We start from the raw sequence: 26,005 nt of genomic DNA, 5'->3' as shown, positions 1-26,005 counted from the left end.
CGGCGGATTCCGCCGGACTGTACCCGGTGTGACCCGGTAGGGGAGGAGAACAGGCGATGGAGACCGAAGAGTCGATGGAGAAGCTCCTCGCGGAGGCGAGGGAGCGGCTCGAGTCGACCAGGGCCGCGGTGGCCCGGGCCCGGGCCGACCTCAGCAGCTCGTCATCGACCGCGCGGTCCAAGGACCGCTCGGTGGAGGTGACCGTCGGCCCGCAGGGCGAGTTGCAGCGGGTCAAGTTCCTGGACGAGCAGTTCCGGACGATGGAGGCGTCGCAGTTGGCCGCCTCGATCGTCGAGGCCGCGAACAAGGGCCGGGCGGCCATGGCGCGGCGCGTGATCGACACCTTCTCCGCGCTGACCCCGCCCGAGGACAACGCCGACGGCCTTCCCGGATTCAAGATCGACTTCGAGGAGATCTTCAAGTCGGCCCTGGCGGGCGGACGGCGCGGACGGGGCACCGGCACGCCCGGGCGCACCTCGCGCGGCGCCCGGCCGGCCGCGAACCTGCACGACGAGATAGTGGAGGACGGCAGCGGTGAGTGAGACGAGCAAGTACACGGCGGATCCGGCGAAGGCCGAAGCGGCCGTCGAGGCCATGGAGAACCTCGGGACCCACGTCTTCAACCTGGCCACGCGGTTCCGCAACGGCACCAACCTCGAGGTCCTCGGCAACGACAAGTCCTTCGGCGCTCCGGCGAAACGGGAGGCGATCCGGTTGGTCGACGAGATCGCCACGGGCGTCGAGGCGGCGAGCCGGCTGCTGCTGGCCGTCCCGATGGCGCTGCGGGCGAACCAGGCGAGCGTCCTGAACCAGCAGCGGAGGGTGCTCACGGCCGTCCACGACGCCGGGGGCCGGGGCGGCTGGCGGACGCCGGGATCCGGCGGCAGGAAGTAGCAGACGCCCGTGTCCGATGAGCCCTGGGGCGGTTTCGTCTTCAACGAGGACGAACGGCGGCTGTTCCTGTTCCTGATGGGGATGGAACCGCCCGAGGCCGTTCCCGGGCAGGTCTTCGGTCTCGCGCAGGGCCCGAACGACCTGGCGGCCGAGCTGGACGCCCTGGCACAGCTCATCGAGGAGACCCTCGACAAGGTCGACGGCGCGCTCCCGGACGAGGTCATCGCCCAGTACAAGGCGATGCTCCGGGAGCTCACGGGCGCGAACGGCTACGGCAGCCACATCGACGAGATCCGGAACGGCGCCCTCGCCGCGGCGACGCAGTTCGGCAACTGGGCGCGCAGCCTGGGCCAGGCGCAGATCCAGATCATCTCGACGCTGATCGCGATGCAGATCCAGCTCGCGATCATGGCGGCGATGGCGTTCTTCACCGGCGGGGCCTCCCTGGGGGAGGAGGCGATCGCCTACAACTCCGCGCGCCTGACCCTGACGATGATCCTGCAGCGGCTGGCGTCGCTGATCGAGTTCATCATGCCGACCGCGATCCAGGCGGCGATCGGCGCGCTGATCATGATGGCGGCGAGCCTGGTCTCCACCGCACTCGGTTACGGCGACCCGAACAAGCCGATCAACTGGACCTGGGTGGCCGAGGGCGCGGTCGGCGGCGCCCTCGCCGACCTGGGAATCCGGGGCATGGGCGCCGGGCTCAGCGGCCTGGGCAAGTGGTTCGACGGGCTGGCCACGGGCAATTTCAAGAACTTCCTCGACAACAACATCGTCACCGAGCTGAAGAACATCGGCGGCGACTTCATCAAGATGGGGGTGGGTTCGGGGATCGCCGGGACGATGGCACCCGGCCTCGTGGAGGGCTACTGGCAGTTCGATCCGATGATGATCGTCGGCGGTGGCATCGGCGGTGCCCTGTTCGGCTCGATCACCCGGGGCGTCCATCTGGGCACCGGCGGGTACCAGACGAAGAAGATCGGCGGGCCCGGCGGTATCTCCGACCTGCTCGCGCACGACCGCCTCGGCGACCCTCCCCCCGAGCACAGACCCGGCGATGCATCCGGCCCCGGCGGTCCGGGCGGAGGACGGCCGACACCCGTACCCGAGTCCACCCTTGAGGTGCCGCCGACACAGAGCACGCGTCCCTCGCCGCCGGCGCGTCCGACGACCGTCGAGTCTCCCGAGCGGATCGGAACGGTCGAGGAGAACGCCCCGATCCCGCGGACCGGTCTGGAAGACCCGCTGACCGTCAACGGTTCCCACCGCCCGGACAACCTCAACGAGGCCCCGCCGCCGCTGCCGAGCCGGAACCTCCAGCCGTCCGTCGATCCGGTCCTCCCCGAGACCGTCCACCCGATCGGCGAGGACGGCGCACCGCTCCCGTCGCAGGTCCCCGCCCCCGTGTCCGAGCACTCTCCTATTTCCACGAACCAGCCGGTACGGCCGACGGCCCCCGCGCCGAACCCGGCGCGCTCCACCCGGCTCACCTCGCAACCGGAGAACCTCGTATCCCATCAGGACTCCGCGTCCCCGATCGAGAGCCTCGCGCCGGAACCGGGCCCCGTGTCGCCCGTGGAGAGCCTCGCGCCCCGGACGAGCCTGACGCCGCCCGCCGAACCGCCCGCCTCGCGGAACCTCACGACACCGAACGGCGAGGTCCCGGCGGCCCCGCACGAGGAGATCTCCGACCCGGCCCTTGGGCGCGGGCGCGTCGAACCGGGCACCCCCGGTGCGGCCCCGTCCCGGTCCACGAACACCGAGACCCCGGTACAGCCGCCCCAGGCGGCGCCGCGCGGATCGCAGCACGCGCCGACCGTCGAGGAGACCGTGACGCCGCCGTCCCGGCCGCAGACGACATCGACGACACCACCCGGGACGCCACCGCGATCGGAAGCGAACACCGACGCCACCGAGCCGCCCGTCACCTCCCCGTCCACCTCGGTACGGAACGCGGCCCCCGGCGGCCGCCCGGCACCCGAGGCCGTACGGCCGAACGAGACGACGACGCGGACGAACGGCTCCTCCACGCCCGCGGAACCGCCCGCCGAGTCGCCCGCCGTTCCGGTCCGGACGGAGTCCGGCCGGCCGCCCGCCCCCGGCGGCCGGGAGTCCGGACCGCAGCTCGGCAGAGGGCCGGGCGCGGCCACGGGCACCGGCCCCCGGTCCGACGCGGAGACGCCTCCGGAGCCCGTACGGACCGAGACCGGTTCCACCACGAATCCGGTGCGTCCCGACGAGCGGCCGCAGGACCCGCCACCTCCCGGCGAGGAGGAGACGCCCCCGACGCCCCGGGAGGCGAACACTTCCACTGACGAGCGGCCCGCGACGCCCGTACGAACCGAGTCCACCACGGAGCCGGCGGGTCACGATGCGTCTCCGCAGGACCCGCCCGCGCCGCACGAGCATGACGGACTCCAGACGGACGACGTCACGCCCGGCGGCCACCGGCCGGACGAGGTGCTGGTGGACCCCATGGCCCTCGACCACGGGGACGTCACGCCTAACTTCCGGTTCGACGCCGCCGATCCAGTGGCGCAGGGCCGGCTGAACCTGGACCAGGCGGAACTGACGGAGCGGCACGAGGGGCTGCTCGGTGACGAGGACCGCCGGTTCTGGCAGCAGCGGGAGGCCGATCGGCGGGTCGACGCGGCGATCGCCGCGTACCACGAGGGTCCGAACACCTTCGGCGTGCCCGACCGGGGGGCGAACTCCGACCCGAGGATCCGTCTCCGCGAGGCGGGCATGCCCGACCATCTCACCCGCCCGATCAGCGAGGCCTACCGCGCCGCTCTGGCCGAGGACGACAGGGCGCGGGCGAAGCCGCCAAGAATCATGCTCGGCGGAGAGCAGCACCTCACCGACAAGCCGCCGACGCTGCACCAGCGGCTCACCGCCAAGCTGGAGACGGTGCTCGAGGACAACGAGTACTCCGCGTCGCCGTCCGAGGTGGCCGAGCTGCTGCTCCGGCGGGATCCGGCATCCGAGCCGGAGGGCTGGGCGCGGAAGGCGGGCGTGCCGGACGATCTCGTCTCCACGGTCGCCGAGGCGTACCGCACGGCCCGTGCGGAGCACAACCAGGCCCCGACGGACGAGACGAGGCCCTTCGAGGAGCGCCTGACCGACGCGCTGGAGTCCAGGCTGTACGGACTGGACCACGACCTGTCCATCCCCGCGGTGGCCGACCGGATGATCCGCGAGCAGGCGCGGCTCGACGCCGACCGGACGCGGCCGTGGACCTTCGAGGTACGGGACCGGTTCGACTCGCGGTGGAAGCCGGAGTTCGACCGCTACCTGCGCGGCGAGCTGACGCGGCCGCAGTTCGAGCGGTCGTTCCGGGAACTGGTCGACGGGCTGCACGATGAGCTCGAGCTGGAGGCGGCGGCGCGCTCGGCACGGGCGAGCGCCGAGGAGGCCTTCGACGCGGTCGTGAACCGGGATCGCTTCTCACCGGCCGAAGAGGCGCGCGCGCTGACGCGGTTCGTCGAGGCGAACGACGCCGAGGTCCACCGCATCGCCGAGAAAGTGGGCCTGCGCGGCGGGGCACACCGCGAGAACGCCCTGTACGACTTCGCGGACGAGGCCGGCGCCCGCGCCGCGGAACTGACGCGGGGACTGTGGACGCGGCTGGAGCTCGAACACGAGGCGGATCTCCACTTCCGGCGCCTGGCGGAGGAAACGGGCCTGGACTCGGCCTCCGACCGCGGCCGGAGCCTGCGGGCGGACTACGGCGCGCACTTCGAGGCCTACACGCGGACCCTGCCCGGCGGCCGGGAGACGCGCACGCTCACCCCCGAGGAGTTCGAGCGGCACGCGGCGGAGCTGGAACCGGCGCTGCGGGAACTGGACGCCCTCTTCACCGCCCGGATGCGCGCCGAGATGGCCGAGGACGTCCTGCTGACCGACGCTGAAGACGCGCTCGGCGACCACGACCTTCCCTGGCGGGAGATGTCGGACCGCCCCCGCGCCGAGCGCGAGGCCGTCGACTACGACGCGGTCCTGGCCGAGTTCCGGACCGACCTGCGCGCCGAGAGCACCCGGCTCCTCGGCGGCCGTTCGCCGGGAGAGCTGACCGCCCGCGACTGGGAGGAGCACACCCGGGAGCTGACCGCGGCGTACGAGCGGCTGGTCGCCGAGCTGCCCGGGCGGCTCGACGAGCACGCGGGCCGGGCGGCGATGCTGCGCCGGGTGGACCGGGCGCTGGAGGGCACCGGCAGGCCCGACCAGCACGTCGAGCGGGTCGGCGCGGACTTCCGCGCGGCGATGACCGACGCGTACAAGTCGGTGGTCGGCCGCCCCGGGGAGGGCGTCTGGTCCTACGACGAGCTGATCAGCCGGGAGGAGGCCTTCTACCGCGACCACTTCCTGCCCTACCTGCATTCGGTCAACGAACGCCTGCGGTTCGAGGCGCGTCTCGAGGACGTGCTCGGCGAGGGGGCCGGCCGGTTCAACGAGCTGACCGCCGAGGTGAACGAGCTCACCGGCCGGGCACAGCGGCGCTTCACGATGAGCGAGGACAGGTTCGAGGAGCTCGCGAACGACTTCCGGGCCGACTGGGCGAGGCTCTACCACGAGCACTTCGGCCCGAGCGACCGGAAACTGGCGAACTGGCTGGAGCTGGAACGGTCGCAGGGCGACGTCTTCGGCGTCACGCTCCGGGAGGGCTGGGAGGCGTTCCAGGCCGAGGCCGACGCGCCACGGCTGGCCCGGCTGCGCGAGCAGGCCGCGGCGGAGAACGCCCGGACCCGGGAGCGGCTGGCGGCCATCTTCGGCGACATGATCCGCAGGGCGAACGCGCTGGAGAACCTGGAGCGGGTCTTCCAGGAGGGACGCCCGGACCTGCGGTCGCCGAACGCGCTCGCCGACTACCGAGCCGGCCAGGAGGCGCTCCGGACCCGTCTCCGCATCGCGATGGAAGCGGCCGCGAGCGAGGAAGAACGCACCACGGTGCTGACCGAGGGGCGCGAGGGCCTCGCGGCCCTCCGTGAACAGGTCCAGGCCAAGGAGGATGCCTATCGGGACTGGAGCCAGAACCCGGAATGGACCCTGGACCTCCGGCGGCTGGAGCTGACCCGTACCCCGCTCGCGGAGTACGAACGGCGCGCCGGGCTCGCGCCGGAACCGGAGCCCGTGTCCGCCGTCTCGCAATCCCCGGTGAACCGGCGGCCGTACGTCGAGGACGTCCCGGACGAGGCGAACGCGCCCGCCGAGCACCTCGAGCAGGCCCAGCTCCTGCTCGAGGAGACGCCGATCGAGGTCCGGGAGACGCCGCCGGAGGTCCGGGAGGCGCCGCCGGCGCTGCGTCCGGAGACGCTGGCGGCGATCGAGGCCCGGGCCGCCGAAAGACTGGCCCGCCTGCGCACCGAACTCGAGCAGCGCGACGAGGCGCACCTGGCGTTCGACGCGGTGCTCGCCGAACAGCCGGACCGCGGCTTCGTGTTCGGGGTGCTCGAGCAGGTCGCGAGCGCGCGCGACTGGTTCGTCCAGCAGTGGACCACCACGGAGGCGGGCAGCCGCAGCGGGCTGGAGGCCGAGCTCACCCGGCGGCTGGACGAGGCGCGGGCGGTCGCCGACGCACGCGACGCGTTCGCGCGGGAGGTCGCCTACTCAGGGCCGATGGTGCGCAACGTGGACCCGGCCTTCCACCACAGTCCCCAGGCCACCGCGCTGCGGGACGAGTTCGTCCAGGCGCTGACCGCCGGCCCCGCCCCGACGGGGGACGTACGGACCCGGCTGGTGGAGGACTTCCGGGGCAGGTACGACAGCGCGGTGCGCGCGTGGCGGCGGCAGCTTTTCGCCGACCGGGCGTCCGAGACCGCGCCGCCGACCCAGGACCCGCAGCACGCCGCGGACCTGGACGGTGCCGAGGGCCAGCGAGACGCGGCACCGGAGCCCCCGGTCCGGACGGTGACGACCGACCGTTCGCCCGATCCGGAGTGGACGCCGGAGACGGCATCCTGGTACCGCCAGGAACAGGCCGCGCTCGCCAAGCGGATCACCGACTTCGTGGACGGCCGGACGCTCGACCTGTTGACGCAGGCCCGGCTGGCGTCCGACCACGCGCGGCAGCTCGACGCGCTGCATGAGATCGCCGAGCGCCGCGACGCCGCGCATCGGGAGTTCACCCGCTTCCTGGCCGAGCAGAGCGACGGCCAGGTGACGCTGCGGTCCGCGACCACGGCGAGCTGGGTCCGCAGCCACATCGAGGACCTGCGCCGCCAGGTCGACGACCTGCGCACCCCCTACATCGACGAGCACCTGGCCGCCACCGCCGCGCAGGAGGCGGAGGAGCATGGATGGACGCCCGTCGCCGAACCGTCCTACGCGAAGCCCGGCGACTGGCGCACCCACGGGTGGCACGCCGCCGAGGCGCGCCTGTACGAGACCCTCGAGGCCACTTTCGCCCGGCACGACGCCGAGGTCGTCGTGGAGACCGCCACCGCCGCCGACCGAGCGGCGTTCGACGAGATCTTCGAGTCGTGGACCCCGGAGGGCGCCCGGGAGACGGCCGGTGGGCACCTCGACGCGGTCCGCGACCGGGCGTGGAAGGAGTTCGACCGCCGGATCCTCTCCGGCGACCAGGAGCGGCAGGAGATCCTCGACGGCCTGCCGGACGAGCTGGACCGGGAGGCCGCCCGGCAGGTCGCCCTCCAGGTCGGCCGGGACGCGTACGAGCGCGCCTTCCAGAGCTGGTACCGGGACCGCACTCACCGCCTGGGCGACGCGGACGAGGCCCTGCCCGTCACGTTGACCGAAACCGTGGCGGAATCCGTGCGTGAGGGACGCCGCCCGGACTTCGAGCGCCAGTGGGAGACCGTCGTCGGCGAGTTCCTCGCCGGCGTCTCCGACTTCCGCGCCGCCCTGCCGCGGATCCTGCCGGACGTCCAGCGCGCGGCCGATCATCGCCTGCGGGAACTGACCGGCGACGACCTGTGGCAGGCCTTTGACCGGCACGCCGGTTACGTGTCCGAACAGGAGCGTTTCACCGAGCTCGTCTCCTCCACCGCCGGGTCCTTCCGGGAGAACCTTCCCGAGCCCGACCGGGACCTGCTCGCCGCGCTCGCCCCTGAGGACGCCGTGCCGTCGGAGCCCGGGCGCGCACAGGTCCTGGCCGACGGGTGGCGCGAACTCGACACCGCGTACACCGAGATCTTCCCGCCCGGGGCCGAGGTCACCGCCGAGATGCGGCAGCAGTGGAAGACGAGGTTCGACGCGGCGGCCGCCTCCCTGCCGTCGCGGCTGGCCCGGCAGACGGCCCGGGAGGGCGCGCTGACCGGCACCCTCGCCGACGTGGACACCGCGATCAAGGCCTGGCGGACCGCGCCGCCGGAGACGCTCGAGGAGTTCCGGCAGCGGTTCGGCGTCGAGTTCGGCGGCGAGCTGCCCGGCGGCGTACGGCGGTCGCTGGAGCAGTCCATCGCCCGGTCGGTGAACGACCGGTTCGGCGAGCTGTTCACCGGCGAGCGGACCGAGACTCCGGCGGAGCGGCTCGAACAGTGGCGGTCCTGGTACGGCGAGACCACCGGCACGCCCCGGCTCCATACGTTGTTCGCGCGGGAGACGGCCCGGCAGGGCGTGGCCGCGAAGGCCGCGGAGGTCTTCGCGGCGGCGTACGAGCGGTGGCGGCAGGAGCACCCGGAGCCGGTGCTGTCCGGAGACGACCTCGCCCGCGCGCGTACCGGCCTGACCGAGCGGATGACGGCGGCCTTCGACGAGGCTTTCGGCGGCACCATCGACAAGCCGGAGGACCTGGCCGAGCGGGCCGCGTTCTGGGACCAGCGGGTCGAGCGCCTCACGTCCGAGCTTCCGGCCCATTTCGCCTTCGAGGCCACCGTCCCGGCCGCGCTCAGGACCGCGGGCCGCTCGTTCCAGACGGTCGGTGAGGGCCACGACCTGGACGACGCCGAGTGGGTGAACGAGACCGCCGAGTCCTTCCGCGAAGAGTTCTTCGACGAGTGGCGCCGGTGGTGGGCGCCGCTGGACCGCGCCACGACGTCCTCGGCGGACGAGACCACCGCCGACCTGTTCGAGGCCGGCCGCGCCGAGGCCATCGCCGAAGCGCAGTCGATCATCGGCACCGACACCGAGTCGATCTTCAGTATCGAGTCGACCGCCAGCACCGAGACGGCCATCAGCACCGAGTCCGACTCCGTGGTGGGCCGGCGCATCTCGCGGACCGACCCGGCCGAGGCACCGGTAGACGCCTCCACCGCGGATCCGGGTAAGCGCGTTGAGCAGCCGGATCCGGACCTCTCGGCGCTGTACCCCCTGATCGGTGGGCCGGAGCAGGCTGATACGCCGTTGCATTCCGCCCCGCTCGCGCCATCGTCCAGGCGCCACCGAACCGTCGACCCCATCGGGGACTGGCTGGAGCTGTCCTCGGTCTCCGGCCAGTCGCGTTCGTCCGCTCTGCGCGCCATCGACCAGGCGGTGGACAGGTTGCCGCGCGAGCCGAGTGCGCGTGATCTGCGCCGGGTGCTGCGTGCCGTGTCGGATTGGAAGGCCGGTAAGTCCTCGCGGAGCAGCCGCTGGGACGCGGTCGTCCGACTGGAGAGAGCGATTCGCGAACGGCTCGCGGCGAACGAGGCGCTCTCCTCCGCCTCCGGCCCGGCCGGCTCACCGTCGTACACGTCCTACGGTGAGCCGTTGGCATCCGCGTTCGGAGTGACGCAGGGTGCGTATCCGGTCGCGGGGCAGGGGCGTGCGGTCACCGTGGAGGGCGAGGCGGGGGCCGGCGGGTTCGAGGCGGAGCTGCATGGGTTCCGCGTCGTTGTTGCTCCCGGCGTTCACCCGGACAGCTACGACACGATCGTGACGAGGCCTGGCCTGTTGAAGATCGTCTTGGACCTGGCCGGGGGTGCGCCCGTCCTGGAGGTCGTCACCGAGCCGGCTCGGGTTCTGGTCGGAGCTCGGGACGATGGTCGGGCGGAACGCGCCGAGGTGCTGGCCGCGTTTGAGGATGTGTTGCGGAGGCTGGAGGGGGCGCCCAACGGCCGACTGCTTTCCCGGATCTTCACCCGGGAGGGCGGGTACGAGGTCGACCCGTTGGCGGCCGATCTGCCGATTCGGCGGCACATGGCCGGGTCTCCGATGCGCGTCCATCACACGACGACCGCTCCCTTGAGCGGGCTGGTCGAAACCATGCGGCACGTGTCCCGGCGCATGCGCCAGGACACGCTTTCGATCCAGATCGCGCACCAGGATCTGCTCGCCGGGATCGACTACGGCGAATGGGGGATCTCCCGGTATGAGGCGTGGCTGGTCGCGAACCCGGAGTACGCGGCGCTGTCGCGGCCGGTGGATCGCTATGAGCTGGAGGGGGCCCTCGCCCTAGGGTTCACGCAAGTCGCCGCCACCGCGCGAGGAGCGCGTTCTCGGGATGCCCTGCCGAAGAACTATTCGGCGGTGACCTCGCGGGAATGGCTGGGTGCCGTGCGGTCCGGCCTCGGGCCGGCTCCTCAGGCGTTCTTGGAGCACATGGCGCGGGTTCTCCGCGACGACTTCGTTCAGATGTTCACGGAGCGAGCGCAGGTCGGGGATTCGACTCTGCTGTCCTGGAGGCTCCGGCGCGACTGGGGAGGCAGCTGGGAAGAGCCAAGGGCGACGCTCGGCCAGTACCTTGACAACCTTCTCCTCCGAACGCCGGAACGGGTGGTCGACCAGTACGAGGCGCTGGCGGTCCGCACCAGTTGGTGGCAGCTGGACCATAACGTGGTGAACGGGGTGCCGCTGATCGACCCGCCGGTCGTCCGGCTGGAGACACGGCCGTACGCGTCCGCGCGCTCGACTTCGGCGACCGTTCGCGCCGAGGCCGACACTCTGGCGGACGTCTCCATCCGCCAGTTCAACCGTGCCCGGGAACTGTACGGACTGCAGCCGGTAGGCGGACCCCTCCGTGCCATGACGTCCCCGGATCCGTACGCCGTGGTGAGTGGGTGGAACGAGAACCCGTTGTACCCAGGGGCCTTCGCCCCGCGGGCCGAGGACCGGCTCGCGGCGGAGGCCACCCACGACGCGCTGGACCTGGTCGCTCGGCTTGGCGAGGAGTCCGTCGGGTCCTTTGAATGGTGGGGCGACTCGCGTCTCGACCCGGCCGATGGGTTCCGGATGACCGAGACGAACCCGTCCGGCCGGCCGGGCGACTTCGTGCGCTGGATCCGGGGGACCGGCCCGGAGCCGACGTCGGTGGGTTCGATGAACTCGGAGCAGGCGGTTCTGTTCACGGCCTACCGGGCCGGAGCGGTGGATCGGGAGTGGCTGGTCCGTGTTCATGACGCGGCCGCGCACGCCGCCTTCGCCGCCTTCGAGGCCGCGCGAACCTCCGGGCGCGATCCGGCCGAGGCGTACGGACAGGCGCATCGGGCCTACACCGAACGGCTTCTGATCCTGTCGAGTTCGGGCCGGCCCACCGAGCACCGCCTCGGTCCGGACCTGAGTCTCGTGCCGCCGATTCCCCGTGGTCACTGGGTATCGATCGGCGGCGCCCGCCATGTCGCCCTCGCGCTCGGCACGCGCGACGCTGATGGTCGCCAGCAGGTGCTGAGCCACTCGCGCCCCTCGGCGGCGGAACTCCCGGGGCAGGGGCACCTCCGGCTGACGACGGTCGAGGAGTTGCTGGAGGAGTTCGGCAGCGAACCGACGGTCACGTCGGTGGCGCCCGCCTGGGCCGTACCGGGTGCCACCAGCGGAGTCTCCGAGCCGGGCGCGCAGGTCGCCAAGCCGGCGCCGTTCGCGACCTGGAAGGATCTGCGGCGCGACGCGCCGGTGACCTCGGTGGCGACGGAACGCGCGTTCGACGCGGGCCCGGACTTCCTGAAACACGCCGCTCCGGAGGGTGGCGATCCGAGGATCGGGCGTCAGGTGCTCGTCCGGGAGCATGTGCAGCGGATCCAGGCCCCGAACGGCCAGTGGGTCCGCTACCACGTCACGGTCATCCCGGTGAAGCCGGTCGGCGGCCTCCGTGCCGAGGATGTCGCGGCCCTTCAGGACGAGCTGAACCGCGAGCTCACCCACTACGTCAACGAGCGCTACTACGCCCTGCCGAAGTCGAACGACCAGTTGCATGTCGACCTGAGACTGGTCGTCGCCCCCGAACACGGGGAGGCCGTCGAACTGGGACCGGGCGTGACAGCGCGTACGGCCGCCCGGCAGTGGGGTCGGCGCGACGACGTCCTCCTCCTGCTGCACGAGGTGTTGCACTACCTCGGACTGGTCGATGAGTACCGCGACCTGCTGTCGGTGTTCCGGCGGTCGGCGACGTCTCCGGCGGTCAAGCGCGACGGCATCATGTCGGCGGCGCCGTTCCATCCGTCCCAGCAGATGCCGGCGCGTCATCTGGCGACGATCGAGGACGTCGTCGACACCACCGTCGTTCTACGCGATCTCCCGCTGGCTCCGGCCTCGGAGTACACGGACCAGGAGCCGGGGCGAGAACCGCGCGGCCCGCTGACCGCCGATCCGCTGGAGCGGACGTCCGCTACGGATCCTCGAACCGCCGTTCCGGACCTGGACGTGGTGGGCCGTCAGGACGACGCGCCGCCGCACGCCGCCGCCCACGCCCCGTCGTCGGGCTCGGAGCCCTTCGTCCCCGAGGACGCCCCGAGACCGATCCTGGCCCGGATCCGGTACCTCCAGGAGGCCATCCGGTACGAGGAGCGCCTGGCGGTCTACCTGTCAGAGCATCCGCTGGTCAACGAGCACCTCGGCCGGATCGTCAAGGACATCTGGGACCGCACGCCGGAAGGCCGCCGGTCGCAGTACGGCAGCGATGACATCTGGCTGGCCGGCGCCGTGGGGATGTCCGCCGAGCGGCTGCAGGAGGTGGTCGACTCGGGCAACCTGCGTGAGCGGGTGACGTTCCTGTTCAACGGGGTGAGCAAGGGCCCGATCCCGCAGCTGCTGAAGGGCGACAACCTGCAGCACCCGGAGATCGAGACCGAGCGCGCCGACCGGGTGGACACCCCGGCCCGTGTCGAGTATGAGAGACGGCTCGCGGAGATCGGGGCCTCGGACCTGGATCCCGACGCCAAGGGGGCCGCCATCACGGCGGCGATGAGAGAGCTCCTGGCCACCGATCAGCCCGCTTCGCAGGTACGGCCGCCGCTCAGCGACGCCGAACGGTCGTTCGTCGGCGAAGGGGAGTCCCTGCCCTGGATCCCCGCCTCGAGCAACCACGAGCTGCTGATGAAGAGCGGCTTCCAGCAGCGGTCGGAGGCCGGCGGAGGACTGGTCATGACCGGCACGTCGGGCTCCGCGTACCTGTTCGCGCACAACCTCCTCCGGATGCCCCGCCGCTGGCGGGGCGTGACGATCGACCTCGGCCTCCTGCGCGCGGCCCTGATCGGCGCGATGCTGCAGCAGAAGCACCACAGCTTCCACGAGGTGATGCGCGGCTTCCAGTTCGCCCTGAACGAGCTGCGGGACCACGACCCGAAGCTGGACTACGTGGACAGCTGGGACCGGTACCAGCACCTGGCCCCCTTCGGCGAGGACGAACTCCGCACGTCCGTGGCCCACGAGGGGAGGTTCCCCGACGAGCACGCTCGGGAGCTGCGAAATCGGGCCGCGGGAGAGGGGCTCGGCCTGACCCGTACGGGTCCGCCGACCCACGCCGGTCCGTCCGCGCCCCTGGACCTGCGGCCCGCGGCGAGCGCCGCGGCGGAGGACGTCCTTCCGCTCATTCCGGCCACGGACCTGGACTGGAAGCGGCGGGTCCTGGAGGCCACGCGGCAATCGGTCGGTCTCTACGAGTGGTCACAGTCGGGGCCCGATGGGGAGGACGGCTTCAAGCTCCTGATGGAGCCGGCGGGCCTCACCAACGACTTCGCCCGGTGGCTCCGCGGCGAGGAACCGGCGCTGTCGTCCCAGAGCAGGATGAACTGCTGGGAGGCGCTCCTCTACACGGCCTCCTGGACCGGTGCGGTCGACCGGACGTGGGTGGAGGGCATCCATCAGCAGGCCGCCCGGGCGGCGATCGGAGTGGTCTACCGGGCGCGCCAGGCCGGGGAGTCGGATGACGAGGCGTTGGCGGACGCGCTGGACGAGGCGTACTTCGGCACACTGAAAGACCTCATGACGGCCGGCGGCTTCACGCGTCATCCCATCGATCCCCGGACGGGACTGACGACGCGGGACATCGCGCCCGGGCATCTCGTGGTGTTCGGCGACATGAACCACGTCGCGCTGGCGCTGGGAACCCGCGACGCTCAGGGCCGCCAAGAGGTCCTGAACAACTGGAACTTCCCCGAGAGAGAGCCAGGGCGGCCGACGACCTTGCCGTCCGGTCCGGGGTTCCTGCAGCGGACCACGGTGGAGGAGATCCAGGAGGCGCTGGCCCTCCTCGACCTCCCCACGACCGTGACCTCCGCGGCGCCGGCGTGGCCGGTGACCCGTACCGACGCCGACCCCCGGAACGGTATGCCGGTTCCGGTGGAGGAGCCGGGCGCGAAGGTCGAGCGGCCGGCGAGTCCCGATCAGTGGCTGGACCGGCGGTTCGACGCGCCGGTGGTCAAGGTCGCGACCGAGCGGTACGACCCGAAGGCGAACTTCCTCGCGGGCGAGTCGGGGAAGAACTCCGCGTGGGAGACGCTGGTCCGGGTCAACGTGCAGCGCGTCCAGGCGGAGAACGGGACCTGGGTCCGCGTTCATGTCGTCACGCTGCCGGTCAAGCCCATGTTCGGCGTGACCGAGGCCGACGTCAGGGCGCTCCAGTCGTCGCTGAACCGCGTCTACGACAAGCACGTGAACCGGGGATACGCGCTCCCGCGGTCGGGTGACCAGCTGTTCATGGCGGTGAAGCTGGTCGTCGCCCCCGATCACGGGGAGGCCGTCGAGATCCGCCCCGGGCGTACCGCGGAGGCCCCGGACCTGAAGCTGACGCGTCCGGACGCCCGGCACTGGGGCCTGCGCGACTTCCTGGTCGTGCTCGCGCATGAGTCGTCGCACGCCGGTGGGCTGCGGGACGAGAACCTGGACTCGGAGTCGTTGTTCCGGCGGCTGGCGACGTTCACCGTCGTCGGAAGCGACGGGATCCGGCGGACGGAGCCGCGTTCGGCGGTCAGGTTCGACGGGCTCATGGCGGGCGGACCGTTCGACCCGGCCCAGGAGATGCCGGCGCGGTACCTGGAGACCATCGAGTCGGTGGTGGACGCGACCGGCGTGCTGCGGGACCACCCGCTGGAGTCGTCCGGCGCGCCGGCCTTCGCCATGGTGGTGACCACCGAGCAGAGCGGCGCCGCGGACACCGTCGCGGCCTCGTCGATCTACGAGGTCGTCGGCGGGCCCTCGAGCCTCCACCTGACGCCGGCGGGGGATGAGGGCGGCCCGGCCGTCCTCATCCCGCTCTCGGACCAGACAGCGCCGCTCTCCGCCCGGCCGGTCAGCGCGTCCTCCCCGGCCCATCCTGTGGTCCTGACCGGCCCGTCCGAGGAGGGTTACGCCGATCGCCTCGCCTCGCTGCTGGCCGCCGACCCGGTCGACCGGTCCGCGGTCGTGGAGCAACTGCGCCTGCGCCGCTCGCTCGGGGACGGCCGGACGGCCGAGTCGCTGGACGCCGCGTTCCAGGAGCGGACCGGGGGAACCTCACTGGCCGAGGCGATGGACGACGCGGTCGTGGAGGGACGCGCGCCGGAGGAACTCGTCGAGGACGTCCTCCGGATGCTCGGCCTGGTCTCGGAGTTCACCCTCGGGGCTCCGCCGCCCGGCCCGATCGCGGTCGCTCCGAAGACGTCGCCGGCCTCGCTGCCCCAGGTCCAGGCCTTCGCCGAGAACCTGCACACGGTGCTGGTGGACCATGAGGACGCGGAGGGCGCGTTCGCTCTGCTGCGCCTCCTCGGCGAGGACCTGCCGCAGGCATGGGCGGTGCAGGACGCCTACCAGGCCCGCTACGGCGCGTCCATCGACCGGCACCTGAACGATCTTTGGGAGCGGGAGCACGGCGACGCCCCATGGCACCGCTGGAACGAGGTCTGGCCGCTGGCCGCCGCCCACAACCTGTTCGGCGCGACCCGGCCGGAGCCGGTGGCGTACGAGCAGGTCGCGCGATGGTACGACCTGCTGACCGAGCTGACCTTCCAGCACTCCGAGCTCGGCGCCGTCCGAGTGCCGAGCGACCACGTCGCCGACGGCTGCTACCTGCGCGCTCATCTGGCCGCGCTGCGACTCCTCCAGTGGGGCGCGCCCGTCGGCAAGATCATGGTCACCCAGGCGGAGGCCGGGTACGGGGCACTGGGCCTGCGCTCCGGCGACCTGCCGGGCCACCTCGGCCCGGTGCGGATCCCTTGGGCGTATCACATCGCCGTGGTGGTGTGGGCGCACGACGTGGCGGGCCGTCCGGAGTGGATGGTCCTCGACACGGCGCTCGATCGCGGGCCGCTGACCGCCGGCGAGTGGCTCACCGCCATCGGCGTCGATCCCGACAACCCGCGCAACCTCTTCCTGACCGGCGATCTGGACGACGTTCAGGCGGCGCTGTGGGAGGAGTTCGACAAGGCCCCGGCCTCCTGGTGGTTCTCCGACGGGGTGCCGCACCCGACGGGCCGGGCCATCGCGACGGTCACGGAGGCGCACGCCGAGGCGCATCCCCTGTTCTCCGGCGCGGGGAACCTGGCCCATGCCGACGCGAGCCTGCGCGAGCAGGCCGGGACTCTGGTCCAGCACGCCGTGGCGATGCGGGAACTCCGGTACGCCCGGCACGCGGGGCGCGTCCTGGAGGAGCTGCGGAGCGCGGGCACACCGGCCGAGGAGGCGGCACTCCGGCTGGAGACCGAGCTCGGGGGCGCCAGCCCGCGTCGCGGTACGCTCGCGCGCTACGCCGACCTCGACCGATCGCTCCGCGACGTGCTCGGCGCACGGCATGACGACCTGGCCGGCAGACTCTTCCCGCCGGAGGAGGACGGCCGACAGCCGTCGGTGGACGAATTGGCCGACGCGCTCGCCCGTACCTCCCTGTCCGCGAACGCCGGCGAGGCGATCGTGCCGTCCGAGACGACGGTGGAAGAGCCCGCGCCGGTGCCGTCTCCGCCGCCGGACTGGCCGCGGTGGACGAGCGCGCCGCAGGCCCGGCCCGCGACCGCCGAGGACATCCCGGCGGACCTGACGCGCCCGGAGGACACCGACGACCTCCCCGAATCGCCGGTCAGGTTCGGGCATGTCTACGACTCTCCCTCCTGGGCCTCGGCGCGCACCGTGTACGAGCGCGCCCTCGGGCGGGTACTGGGGTCGGACCCGGAGGTCGTCCACGCCGCCCGCGACGCCGCCCGCCGTCTGTACGTCACGCTCGCCCGCCGCATGGGAGCCGACGCCGCCGCCGGCGGCTTCCGCGTCGCCTCGGGGGCCGAGCTGGAACGGCTGCTCGGCGAGGACTCGGAGTGGACGCTCCAGGACGTCATGACCGGGATCCACGAGGCGGTCCACTACCACCACGCGGCCCTGACCGAACTGTGGAAGGACGTCCCGCACGCCCGGGAGCAGCGCAGCGACGAGTGGCGCACCGAGATGCGCGACGTCCGCGGCTACCAGGTGCATCTCCTGCCCCCCGACCAGACCGAATGGCTGCTCCGCGTCTACCGGCGGCTCGGCTTCGGACCGGAACACCGACGGCTGTTCCTCCAGGCGGCCATCTCCTGGGGCACGGCCACGTCGCAGCCGCTGTTCGACGTGCTGCGGGCCTGGCGCTGGGCGGGCCTCGGCGGTGACTCCCGCTCCACGGTGCCCAAGAAGGTGCTGTCCGGCGAGGCGGCGGACCAGTACGCCTGGACCGACGAGGAGTTCGGCCCACGCGAGCGCACCGATGACCGGGAGCTGCTCGCCGACCTGACACCGCCGCACCTGCTGACGTACGACGTGCCGGCTCCCGCCCCGGCCGAAGGCGCCGGCGAGCGGGACCTGACGACGCGGGCGTCCTGGACGCCGACCTCGCGCAGGCGGATCTTCACCGCCGCACCGGGCGAGGAACCGTGGCAGCGCATCACGGACTCCGACGGGGAACTCGTCGGGTTGCACCTCTTCCCGTCGTTCGACTGGTCCCTCCGCGCGTCGTTCTACGGCGGGCTGCGCGAGATGACCGGCATCGTCTGGCGCTGGTCGGAGGGACGGCTGCAGGGAGCGCGGTTCACCCCGCCGCTCACGAACCCGGGACGGACCGCGTTCACCGCGGGCCACGGCGTCGACCTGGCGTGGCGCGTGGACCTCGTCAAGGCGGCGGCGCGGCGGCTCGCGAGCCTGGGGTACACCGACAACGTGGTCCTGGTCTGCACTCCCGTGCGGACGGGCCGGGACGACCTCGACTCGACGGCCCACGAGACCGGCATGGTCATGCACCGGGTGACCCACGGCGTCGCGGTGACGGCGTCCGGGCACTTCCACCTCGCGCCGCAGGCCGATGGCCGGCCCAGCGCGTGGCGGGTCGTCCATCCCGACGGCCGTACGGAGGACTTCCCCGCGCAGGAGACGCTGACCTGGGACGTGCCGGCGTCGGAGTATCCGGACGCGCCCTACTTCAATACGGCCGGCGGTGCGCCCGGCGGCGTGGGGACGTATGGGCCGCCGTCCGGGATTCCCTCGGGCTCCGAGGGGTCGGCCGACGGTGGTCTCACACCACCCCACACCCTCACCGACGACGCGTTGCCCCCCGTATCCGCCGAGACCGACCGGGGGATGCTGCTGAGCTGGACCGACCCGACCGGCCGGCACCGGTTCTTCGGCCATGAGCCGGGTACGGGCGAGAGCACGGGGATCCCCGGGTTCGAGCGGGGCGCTCGCGCGGCGTGGGCGGCCGCGCACCGGGACACGCTCACCGCCCCGCACGAGAGCGCGCGGCCGGCCGGACCGAGGAATCCGATGGCGGCCCCGGGATACCGGCTGCGCACCGGCGAGGTCGTGCCGGCCCGCGACGGCGAGTCGTCCGGCGAGAGCCTGCCGGTCCACACCGGCGAGTCGTCCGGCGAGGTCGCGTCGGTCCATGAACGCGGTCCGGCCGGCCGGACCGCGCGCCCGGCGGCCGGGATCCGGAAGGGGTACGGGGCCGGCAACGCGATGACGTTCACCGACCTGTACTCGCGCGAGCAGGCGCCGGAGACCGGCGCGGTCTCCTCGCCCGGCCGGAGACTCGGCGGGAACGACGCGGACGCTCACCTCGCGGGCCTGGCCAAGACCTTCACCGACCCGGTGATCGCCGAGCGGCCCCGGCCGTCGAGGGACCCGTTCGCGGGCCCCGGCCACATGCTCGGCGAGGGGGACGGCAGGGGCGCGGGCATTCCGGGCCTGGACAACGACGTCCGCGCGGAGTCCCAGCGACTGCGGGCGGAACGCGGGCCTGCGAGGGTCCAGCCCCCTGCGCTGTTCGCCAAGGCCAGGATCGTCACCCTCGGACAGGTCACCGACACGCGGACCGAGGGCGGCGGCCGCGCGCCGTCGGCGGGCGGCACCGGCGGGCTGCTGGAGACGCGCTCCGGCGACGGCACCGTCACGATGCTCGAAGAGCCGACGCGGCCGACGTCCGCGCCGGAGACGAGCACGGAGGCGGACGCCTCCGTGACCGAGCGCCCGCCCGCGCCTCAGGGCACCACCGCCGAGCCCGAACCTCCGGCCACCGTCCCGCCGACCGAGCAGGCCGGGGGCGAGGTCGAACCGCCGGCCACCGTCCCGCCGACCTCGAGGATCGAGGCCGAGGAGACGGCCACCTCTCCCGCGTCCGCGGGGACGCTCACGCCTCCCGCGCCCGAGGAGTCGGTCACCTCTCCCGCGATCGAGGAGACGGTCACGCTCCCCGCCCCCGAGGAGACGGTCGTCCCTCCCGCGTCCGTCGCTCCGCCCGCGCCGACCACCGCGCTCGGCCGGGCGCGGGAGGTGCTGGCCGGGCTGTCGGAGGAACGGCGTGCCGAGGTCATGGCGCAGGCGTCGACGCTCGTGGGCGACCTGAGCGGCCGGGTGCCCTCGCTCCAGGACCCCGGGGGCCGGGTGCCGTGGGAGGACTGGGCCGGGCTGCGCGTCGCGGCCGAGATCGCCCGGTCCGGTCCGGAGGCCGGTGAGCGCCTGGCCCGCGACCTGGACGCCTCGTACCGCGAGCGCGCCCGGAGGGCGACCAACGCGGGGGAGACCGTGCCCTCGACCCCGCTCGGCCGCGCGCGGCAGGTCCTGGCCGGGCTGTCGGAGCGGAGCCGTGCCGAGGTCATGGGGCAGGCGTCGATGTTCGTGGGCGACCTGAGCGGCCGGGGCCCCTCGGTGCGGGACTCCGGTGGCGAGGTCTCGCGGGTCGACCAGGCGGGCCTGTTGGTGGCGGCCGAGATCGCCCGATCGGGCACGGCGGCCGGTGAGGCTCTGGCGCGGGACCTGATGCACGACCTCGACGAGCCGCTCGTGCCGCGGGTCCTCATCGACGAGGCCCGGGAGAACGTCGCCCGGACCACGGCCGGCCTGCTGCGGAACAACGAAGAGGCCGACCACCCGCGGATTCGCCACGAGGCCCGGCTCATCATCCGGCAGCTCACCGGGATCACCCTGGACGACGAGAGCGCGGCGGCGCGGGGCCTTCAGCGGGTCCTGCTGGTGACGGAGGCGGAGATCGCCTGGGCGGGTCACCGGGCCGCCGCCGACCTGGCGGCCGACATCCTCGGCCTGCCGCGCCTCCCGGACACCCGGCTCCTCGACGAGTTGACCGGCGCCGCCCGGTTCGATCTCGGCCGGGCACGCGCGACGCTCGGCCTGCTGTCCGACGTCCGGCGCGCGCAGCTCCGGCGGGAGACCGACGCCATCGTCCGGGCGGCGCTCAGCGGGTCGGCCCTCGAACGGGCGCCGCGGGAATGGCGGGAACTGGTCGCCGCCGAGATCGCCCGGTCCGGCCACACGGCGGGCGAGGACCTCGCGCGCGACCTCGTGCTGCGCGAGCAGTCGGCGGCCGAGACGGTCGCGAAGACCCGGTGGGGCAGGGCCGGCGACCGGACGGTGGCGCTGTGGCTGCCCGGCCAGGGCAGGTCCGCGCTGCCACGGGACGCCGAGACGCTCTCCCGGCTGAGCGAGGTCGTGCCCGAGGGGATGGTGCTGGTCGTCGGGGAAGCGCAGGACGGCCTGGCCACGGCCCGTGAGCAGGAGCTCAAGGCCTACGCGATGGCGAAGGCCGTCGAGCGGCTGGCACCCGGCCTGCACCCGCTCCTGGTCATGGACAACGGCGCGAGCCTCGCCGAGCCCGTGTCGCGGGCGCTGAACGGGCCGGTGGTGGCCACTCCGCACGAGGCGGTGTTCGACCGGGGGACCGGCGACCTGGTCTCGCGTCCCTCCGGAGACACCGGGACGGAGGAAACCCGCCGGGAGGCGTGGTTCCGGATGTTCATCCCGGGAGACCGGGAGGGCCTGCCGGTCACCCCGGGGCTGCTCACCTCGGTCGAGGGCGAGCATGAGATCACCCCGGAGCCGCTCACCTCGGTCGACAGCGGGCGCGAGGCGGAGTCCGTCGTCGAGCCGGATCCGCTGCCGTTCCCCCCGGACGCCGAGGCCGAGACCGAGGGCGAGGCGCCGCCCGCCCCGCCGGGACCGCCCGTGCCGACGGAGCCGTCGGATCCGCCGGCACCGGCGCGGTCGGCGGGGATGACCCCGGTCACCGTGGACCCGATGGTCGTCCGGGCCGGTGTTCCGCGCGAGGACCTCCCGCAGATTCTGGAGGTCGTCGCCCGTATCCGGCAGGAGCTGGACCGGGCCGGAGCGCGTTACACCCAGGAGGACGTCGACCTGCTCCCGCAGCGGCTGCTGGCCAACTTCCCGCACCTGCTCGGGGGGCTGCAGGTGCCGATGGGCGACGCCGAGGTGCTGGTCAGGCTCGACGCGACCGATCCACAGAAGGTGGAGAATCCGGCCGGTTCGACGCGGAAGGTGTCGAACCTGCCGCCGGTCGAGGGCGAGCACAAGGCCGGCGGCACGGTGAACTCGGTCTTCGCGACCGGCGCGCACACCCAGAGCGTGTCCGGGCAGACCGGCGCGACGCGTGGGGCGATCTCGCTGTCCTTCGGCATCGGCGCGACGCCCTTCGCGCTCCAGGTCGTCAGGGTCGGCGTCTCGCTGTCCGGCACCGCCAACCAGTCCAACCGGTCCACCACCCACATCGCCGACGCCGAGGGTGGTCACGTCGAGGTCGCCGACGGCGCCCACACGCTCCTCGCGTACACCGGGCAGTGGTCGTTCCAGGTCCGCGTCGGGTCGGCCCGAGGCTGGGACACCGTTCCGGTGCACCGGATCGACGACCCGACCGACGAGAAGCTGCTCGTGTGGGTTCCCGACAGCTACCTCGCGACCGCGCCGGCCCAGGTCACCGCGACCGGTGCCGCGGTGAAGACCGGGAGGCTGCCGGCCTTCTTCTTCGCCTCCGGCCTGTCGCACCTCCCCGAGGTGTTCGACGCGACAGTGGCGGAGCTGCGGCAGCGCGGACTGGACCTGCCGGTGGGCGGCCAACTGCGCAAGGAACTGCTCCAGAAGCTGTGGAACCTCAACATGCATCTGGACGCGGCCGTCAACAACGCCGACGGCGGGTACCAGTTCGACCTGCACAACGAGCACGGGCGGCCGGTGGCCACGGTGTCGGTCCGCTCCGAGCTGCCGGCCGGCGCGGTCCGGGTCGGTGCCACCAGCAAAGAGTCCGCCGTCGAGAACGTGCGGACCCTCATCTCCGGCTCCAGCGGCGGTCACGGCCTCACGAACAGCAGCACCCTGACGCTCCCGAGCCTCGACTTCGGCCTGCAGCCGTTCCACAACACCGACGTCGGCATGGGCGTGTCCGTCAACCTGTCCTACACGTCGTCGAACACGGACTCGATCTCGGCGGGCAAGGTCGGCCTCTACGTCGTGGTGCCGCGCTACGTCGGCCACACCGGCGCGTACCGGATGTCGTTCCGGCACCGGGTCACGGTCAGCGTCCGCGGCAGCGCCCAGCCGGGGACGACCCGCCCGATCGACGGGAACGCGCTGGTCCGGGTGCCGGAGCCGATGGCGTACGAGCACGGTCTGCCGGTGGACGCGGAGGCGCTGAAGGGGGCGCAGACGGGCGGCACCCGGCCGTACGTCGAGGGCGACATCCGCCGTCGCGGCCAGCGTGCGATGCCGGCGAATCCCGCCGATCACCCGGCGCCGCCGCCGTGGCTCGCGCAGGCCAAGGGCGTCGGGACGGGCCTGCCCTTCTGGTCCGAGGGCACCGTCCAGCGGGTGCGGAACGCGATCAAGACGGTGGCCCGCGCGCACGGGTTCCTGCCCGCCCGGGACGACCACCCGTTCGCCGACTACTCCCTGCTCGGCCACGGCAACAAGCTCGACAGCCAGGCCGACATCCGCCGGCAGATCGAGAAGTTCGCCTCCGACCGCGGCCTGAGCACCCACTTCGACCAGGTCCACCAGGACGGCATGGTCTTCACGCTGAAGAAGCGGCGTGGCGGCATGGGAGTCGACTGGGACGTCGACTCCATGAAGATCACTATCAAGGCGCGCGGGACCGGCTCGGCGCCGCGGTACCTCGGCACCGCGGAGGACTACCGCATCGTCAACCTGGTGATGGGCATGAGCAGCGCCGGCATGTCCGTCTCCCACTCGCGCAAGATCGCGCTGGGTTTCAAGGTGCGGGGCCTCTACCAGGTGCTCAAGGGCGCCGTCATGGGCCTGGAGTACCAGCGGAGCGCCGGCGCGAGCGACGCGATGAACGTCCTCACCAACCTTCCCCAGCTCATGGAGTTCGACGGGCCCACCCACGAGTTCGAGGTGACGCGGGACCTGGAGATCGGCTTCGAGCTCCAGCACTCGGGAAAGCAGGGCCGGGTCCTCGCGGGCCGGCGCAACCCGCCGCCGATCACGCTCCCGGGGGAGACCGCACGGGTGTTCACGCTGCCGGTCACCGAGGAGGGCGGCCCCACGTCGAGCGGTCCGACGCCGGCGCGCGTGCTGGAGCAGGGCGTCGTGACCTTCCTCGACACCACCGGCGTCCGCGACGCGGTCCAGGGGCTCGGCCACCTGACCGATCCGGCGGGAACGGCGTCCTCGCTGCGGGACACCTTCGCCGGCACGGACTCCATGCGGTCGTACTTCAAGGAGCTCCTGGGCGGTCAGTACACCACCGAGAACGCCTTCGAGTCCCGCCTGATCCGCGACCGGCTCGGCGCGATCGACATCCGCGGCAAGCTGGGACCCGCCAGCTTCGCGGGCGCCAGCGCCCACAAGGCGGTCACCGGCATCATCAAGCTCCAGCTGATGGAGGGCAAGGCCACCGCCACGAGCTCCCACGGCGTGACCTGGGAGCAGCTCGACCTCGCGGCCGGCGGGGACGCGGGGCCTGCCCACCTGACCGGGGAGACGGACCTCAACCGGCACTGGCAGTTCAACCGTTCGCGCACGAGTGGCCGCACGGGCGGCAAGGAGCTCCTGCAGCTCGATTTCAACCGGGTGTACTTCTTCCGGAGCACGGTGAACTTCGACGTGCGGAGCCGCCTGGAGAAGCACTCCAAACTGCTGCCCAGCGGCAGCACGCACCACAGTGAGACCGTGGGGCCCCGCCTGGTGGAGTTCGCGCTGCCCGAGCCGGAGGCCCTGACGCAGTACGCCGACGGTCACCTGCCGATCTCCGACCGCCAGCTCAGGGACGCCATGCTCCGCTGGCACATCGGCAGGCTGAAGCTCAGCGGGGACCTCGCGGCGAAGATCCTGATGCGCTGGCACAGCGAGGTGCCCACCCTCCCGAAGGACGCCAGGGTAGGGCGCGACAAGCTGGTCCGCACGCTCGTCCGGCTGCACGAGGTCGGCGCGGCCCCGATCCTGGACGAGCGGGTCCGGGACCGGTTCAACACCGCGTTCGGGCGGCGGCTCGGCGCCCCGCACGACCCGTTCACCGCGCCCGACATGCCGGAGGACGTCGTCGCGTACGCCGAGGACCGGGCGCCGCTCACCGACCAGCGGCTCGGCGAGGTGCTGAGGGGCTGGCTCGACGGCGATCTGCGGCTCAGCGGCGACGTGGTGGCGCGCCTCCTGATGCGCTGGCACGCCGAGGTCCCCGAGCCGCCCTCCGGGCTGCCGGTGAACCGGGCGCCGCTCGTGGGCATCCTGGCCGGCCTGCACACGGTCGGCGCGGTGCCGATCACGTCCCTGGAGATCCGCGACCGGTTCAACGCGACGTTCCGCCAGAAGCTGTCGCACCCGCGCCTTCCGTTCGACCGGATGACGCTGCCGGAGTACCTCACCAGGACGGACCCGGGCGGCTTCTTCCTCGGTCACCACGGCGTCCACCGCTGGACCCACGACGACGGCCGGACGACGGAGCAGATCGTCCGGCAGCAGATCGACCGGGCGGCCCCGGGCCTGCTGGGGGCCGACCCGCTCCTCTGGGACGGGAAGGGCCGCCGGATCGGCCGTATGCAGGGCGGGGTGGACCTGCTGCAGGCGATCCTGGCGGAGGGACGCGACCAGATGCTCTGGGAGGAACTGCCCTCCCAGAACGGCTTCACCTTCTACCTGGTCAACCCCGTCGGCCCGGTGCTGACCGACGTCGTCAGGGTCCGGCTGAGGGCCGAGCGCATCTCCGAGCCGGAGGTGCACGACTACCGGTGGAACACCGGCCTCGCGGTCTACTCGCACGGCTACGTCGGCACCGCCCAGTCCAGGTCAAGGGACGGTTCGCAGGCACTCGTCCTGCCCAAGTTCAGCGCCGGCGGCACCAACGCCAGCGGCTCGGCCGACATCAAGACGGCCGAAGGGCACCACCGTGGCACGACCCGCGCGGAGAACGCGGTCAGCGAGATGACCGACTACGACTGGGCGAACCACTACGGCGTACGGGTCCGTCAGCGGCTGATCGTGGAGGTCGACCGGCTCGACATGGCCGGCCGCCCCCTGGACAACCTGCTCCTCGGCGGACTGGACCGGTGGACGCACCACAGCGCGACCGCCCGGGCCACCGTGGACGGCACGCTGGACTTCCAGTTGCCGCACGCCCTCGCCGAGAGCGGCACGCTGCACGGCCCGGAGCAGGTGCGGAACCTCCTCCCGCTGCCGAAGCTGAACCGCAACCTGGCCGTCGTCGGCATGACGGCGGACGGCCTGCTGCCCGCCGCCCGGAAGCTGCTGGACGGCCTGCTGGGGCCGCGCTGGT

The 26,005-nt window shown here is 72.8% G+C and carries 3 protein-coding genes (1 of these 3 only partly in view); all 3 read left to right on the top strand.

Annotated elements, in window-relative coordinates; translation table 11 throughout:
• The first annotated feature begins 56 nt into the window (after positions 1-56).
• Tightly spaced (at most 9 nt apart), the 3 genes in view from AB0K82_RS15000 to AB0K82_RS14990 form a layout consistent with a single transcriptional unit that may run on beyond the window.
• The gene (locus AB0K82_RS15000; protein ID WP_364396982.1) at positions 57-542 is read left to right on the top strand and encodes a YbaB/EbfC family nucleoid-associated protein; all 486 of its coding nucleotides are present in this window, start codon (positions 57-59) and stop codon (positions 540-542) included.
• Positions 535-894: a hypothetical protein gene (locus AB0K82_RS14995; RefSeq protein WP_364396979.1), complete on the top strand. Its 360-nt coding sequence runs from the start codon at positions 535-537 to the stop codon at positions 892-894. Before AB0K82_RS15000 ends, AB0K82_RS14995 begins: the two co-directional genes overlap by 8 nt.
• A gap of 9 nt (positions 895-903) precedes the next feature.
• Positions 904-26,005, top strand: partial view of a protein-glutamine glutaminase family protein gene (locus AB0K82_RS14990; protein ID WP_364396976.1) — the 5' portion only. 23,114 nt of this gene lie beyond the right edge of the window; the window shows 25,102 of its 48,216 coding nt (coding positions 1-25,102); it begins with the start codon at positions 904-906; the stop codon falls past the right edge of the window.

It is taken from the genome of Actinoallomurus sp. NPDC052274 (genome assembly GCF_040679475.1).
In the GTDB taxonomy this organism is placed as follows: domain Bacteria; phylum Actinomycetota; class Actinomycetes; order Streptosporangiales; family Streptosporangiaceae; genus Actinoallomurus; species Actinoallomurus liliacearum.
Note: the sequence above shows the minus strand (reverse complement) of the source record. Positions and strands in the feature narration are given on the sequence as shown.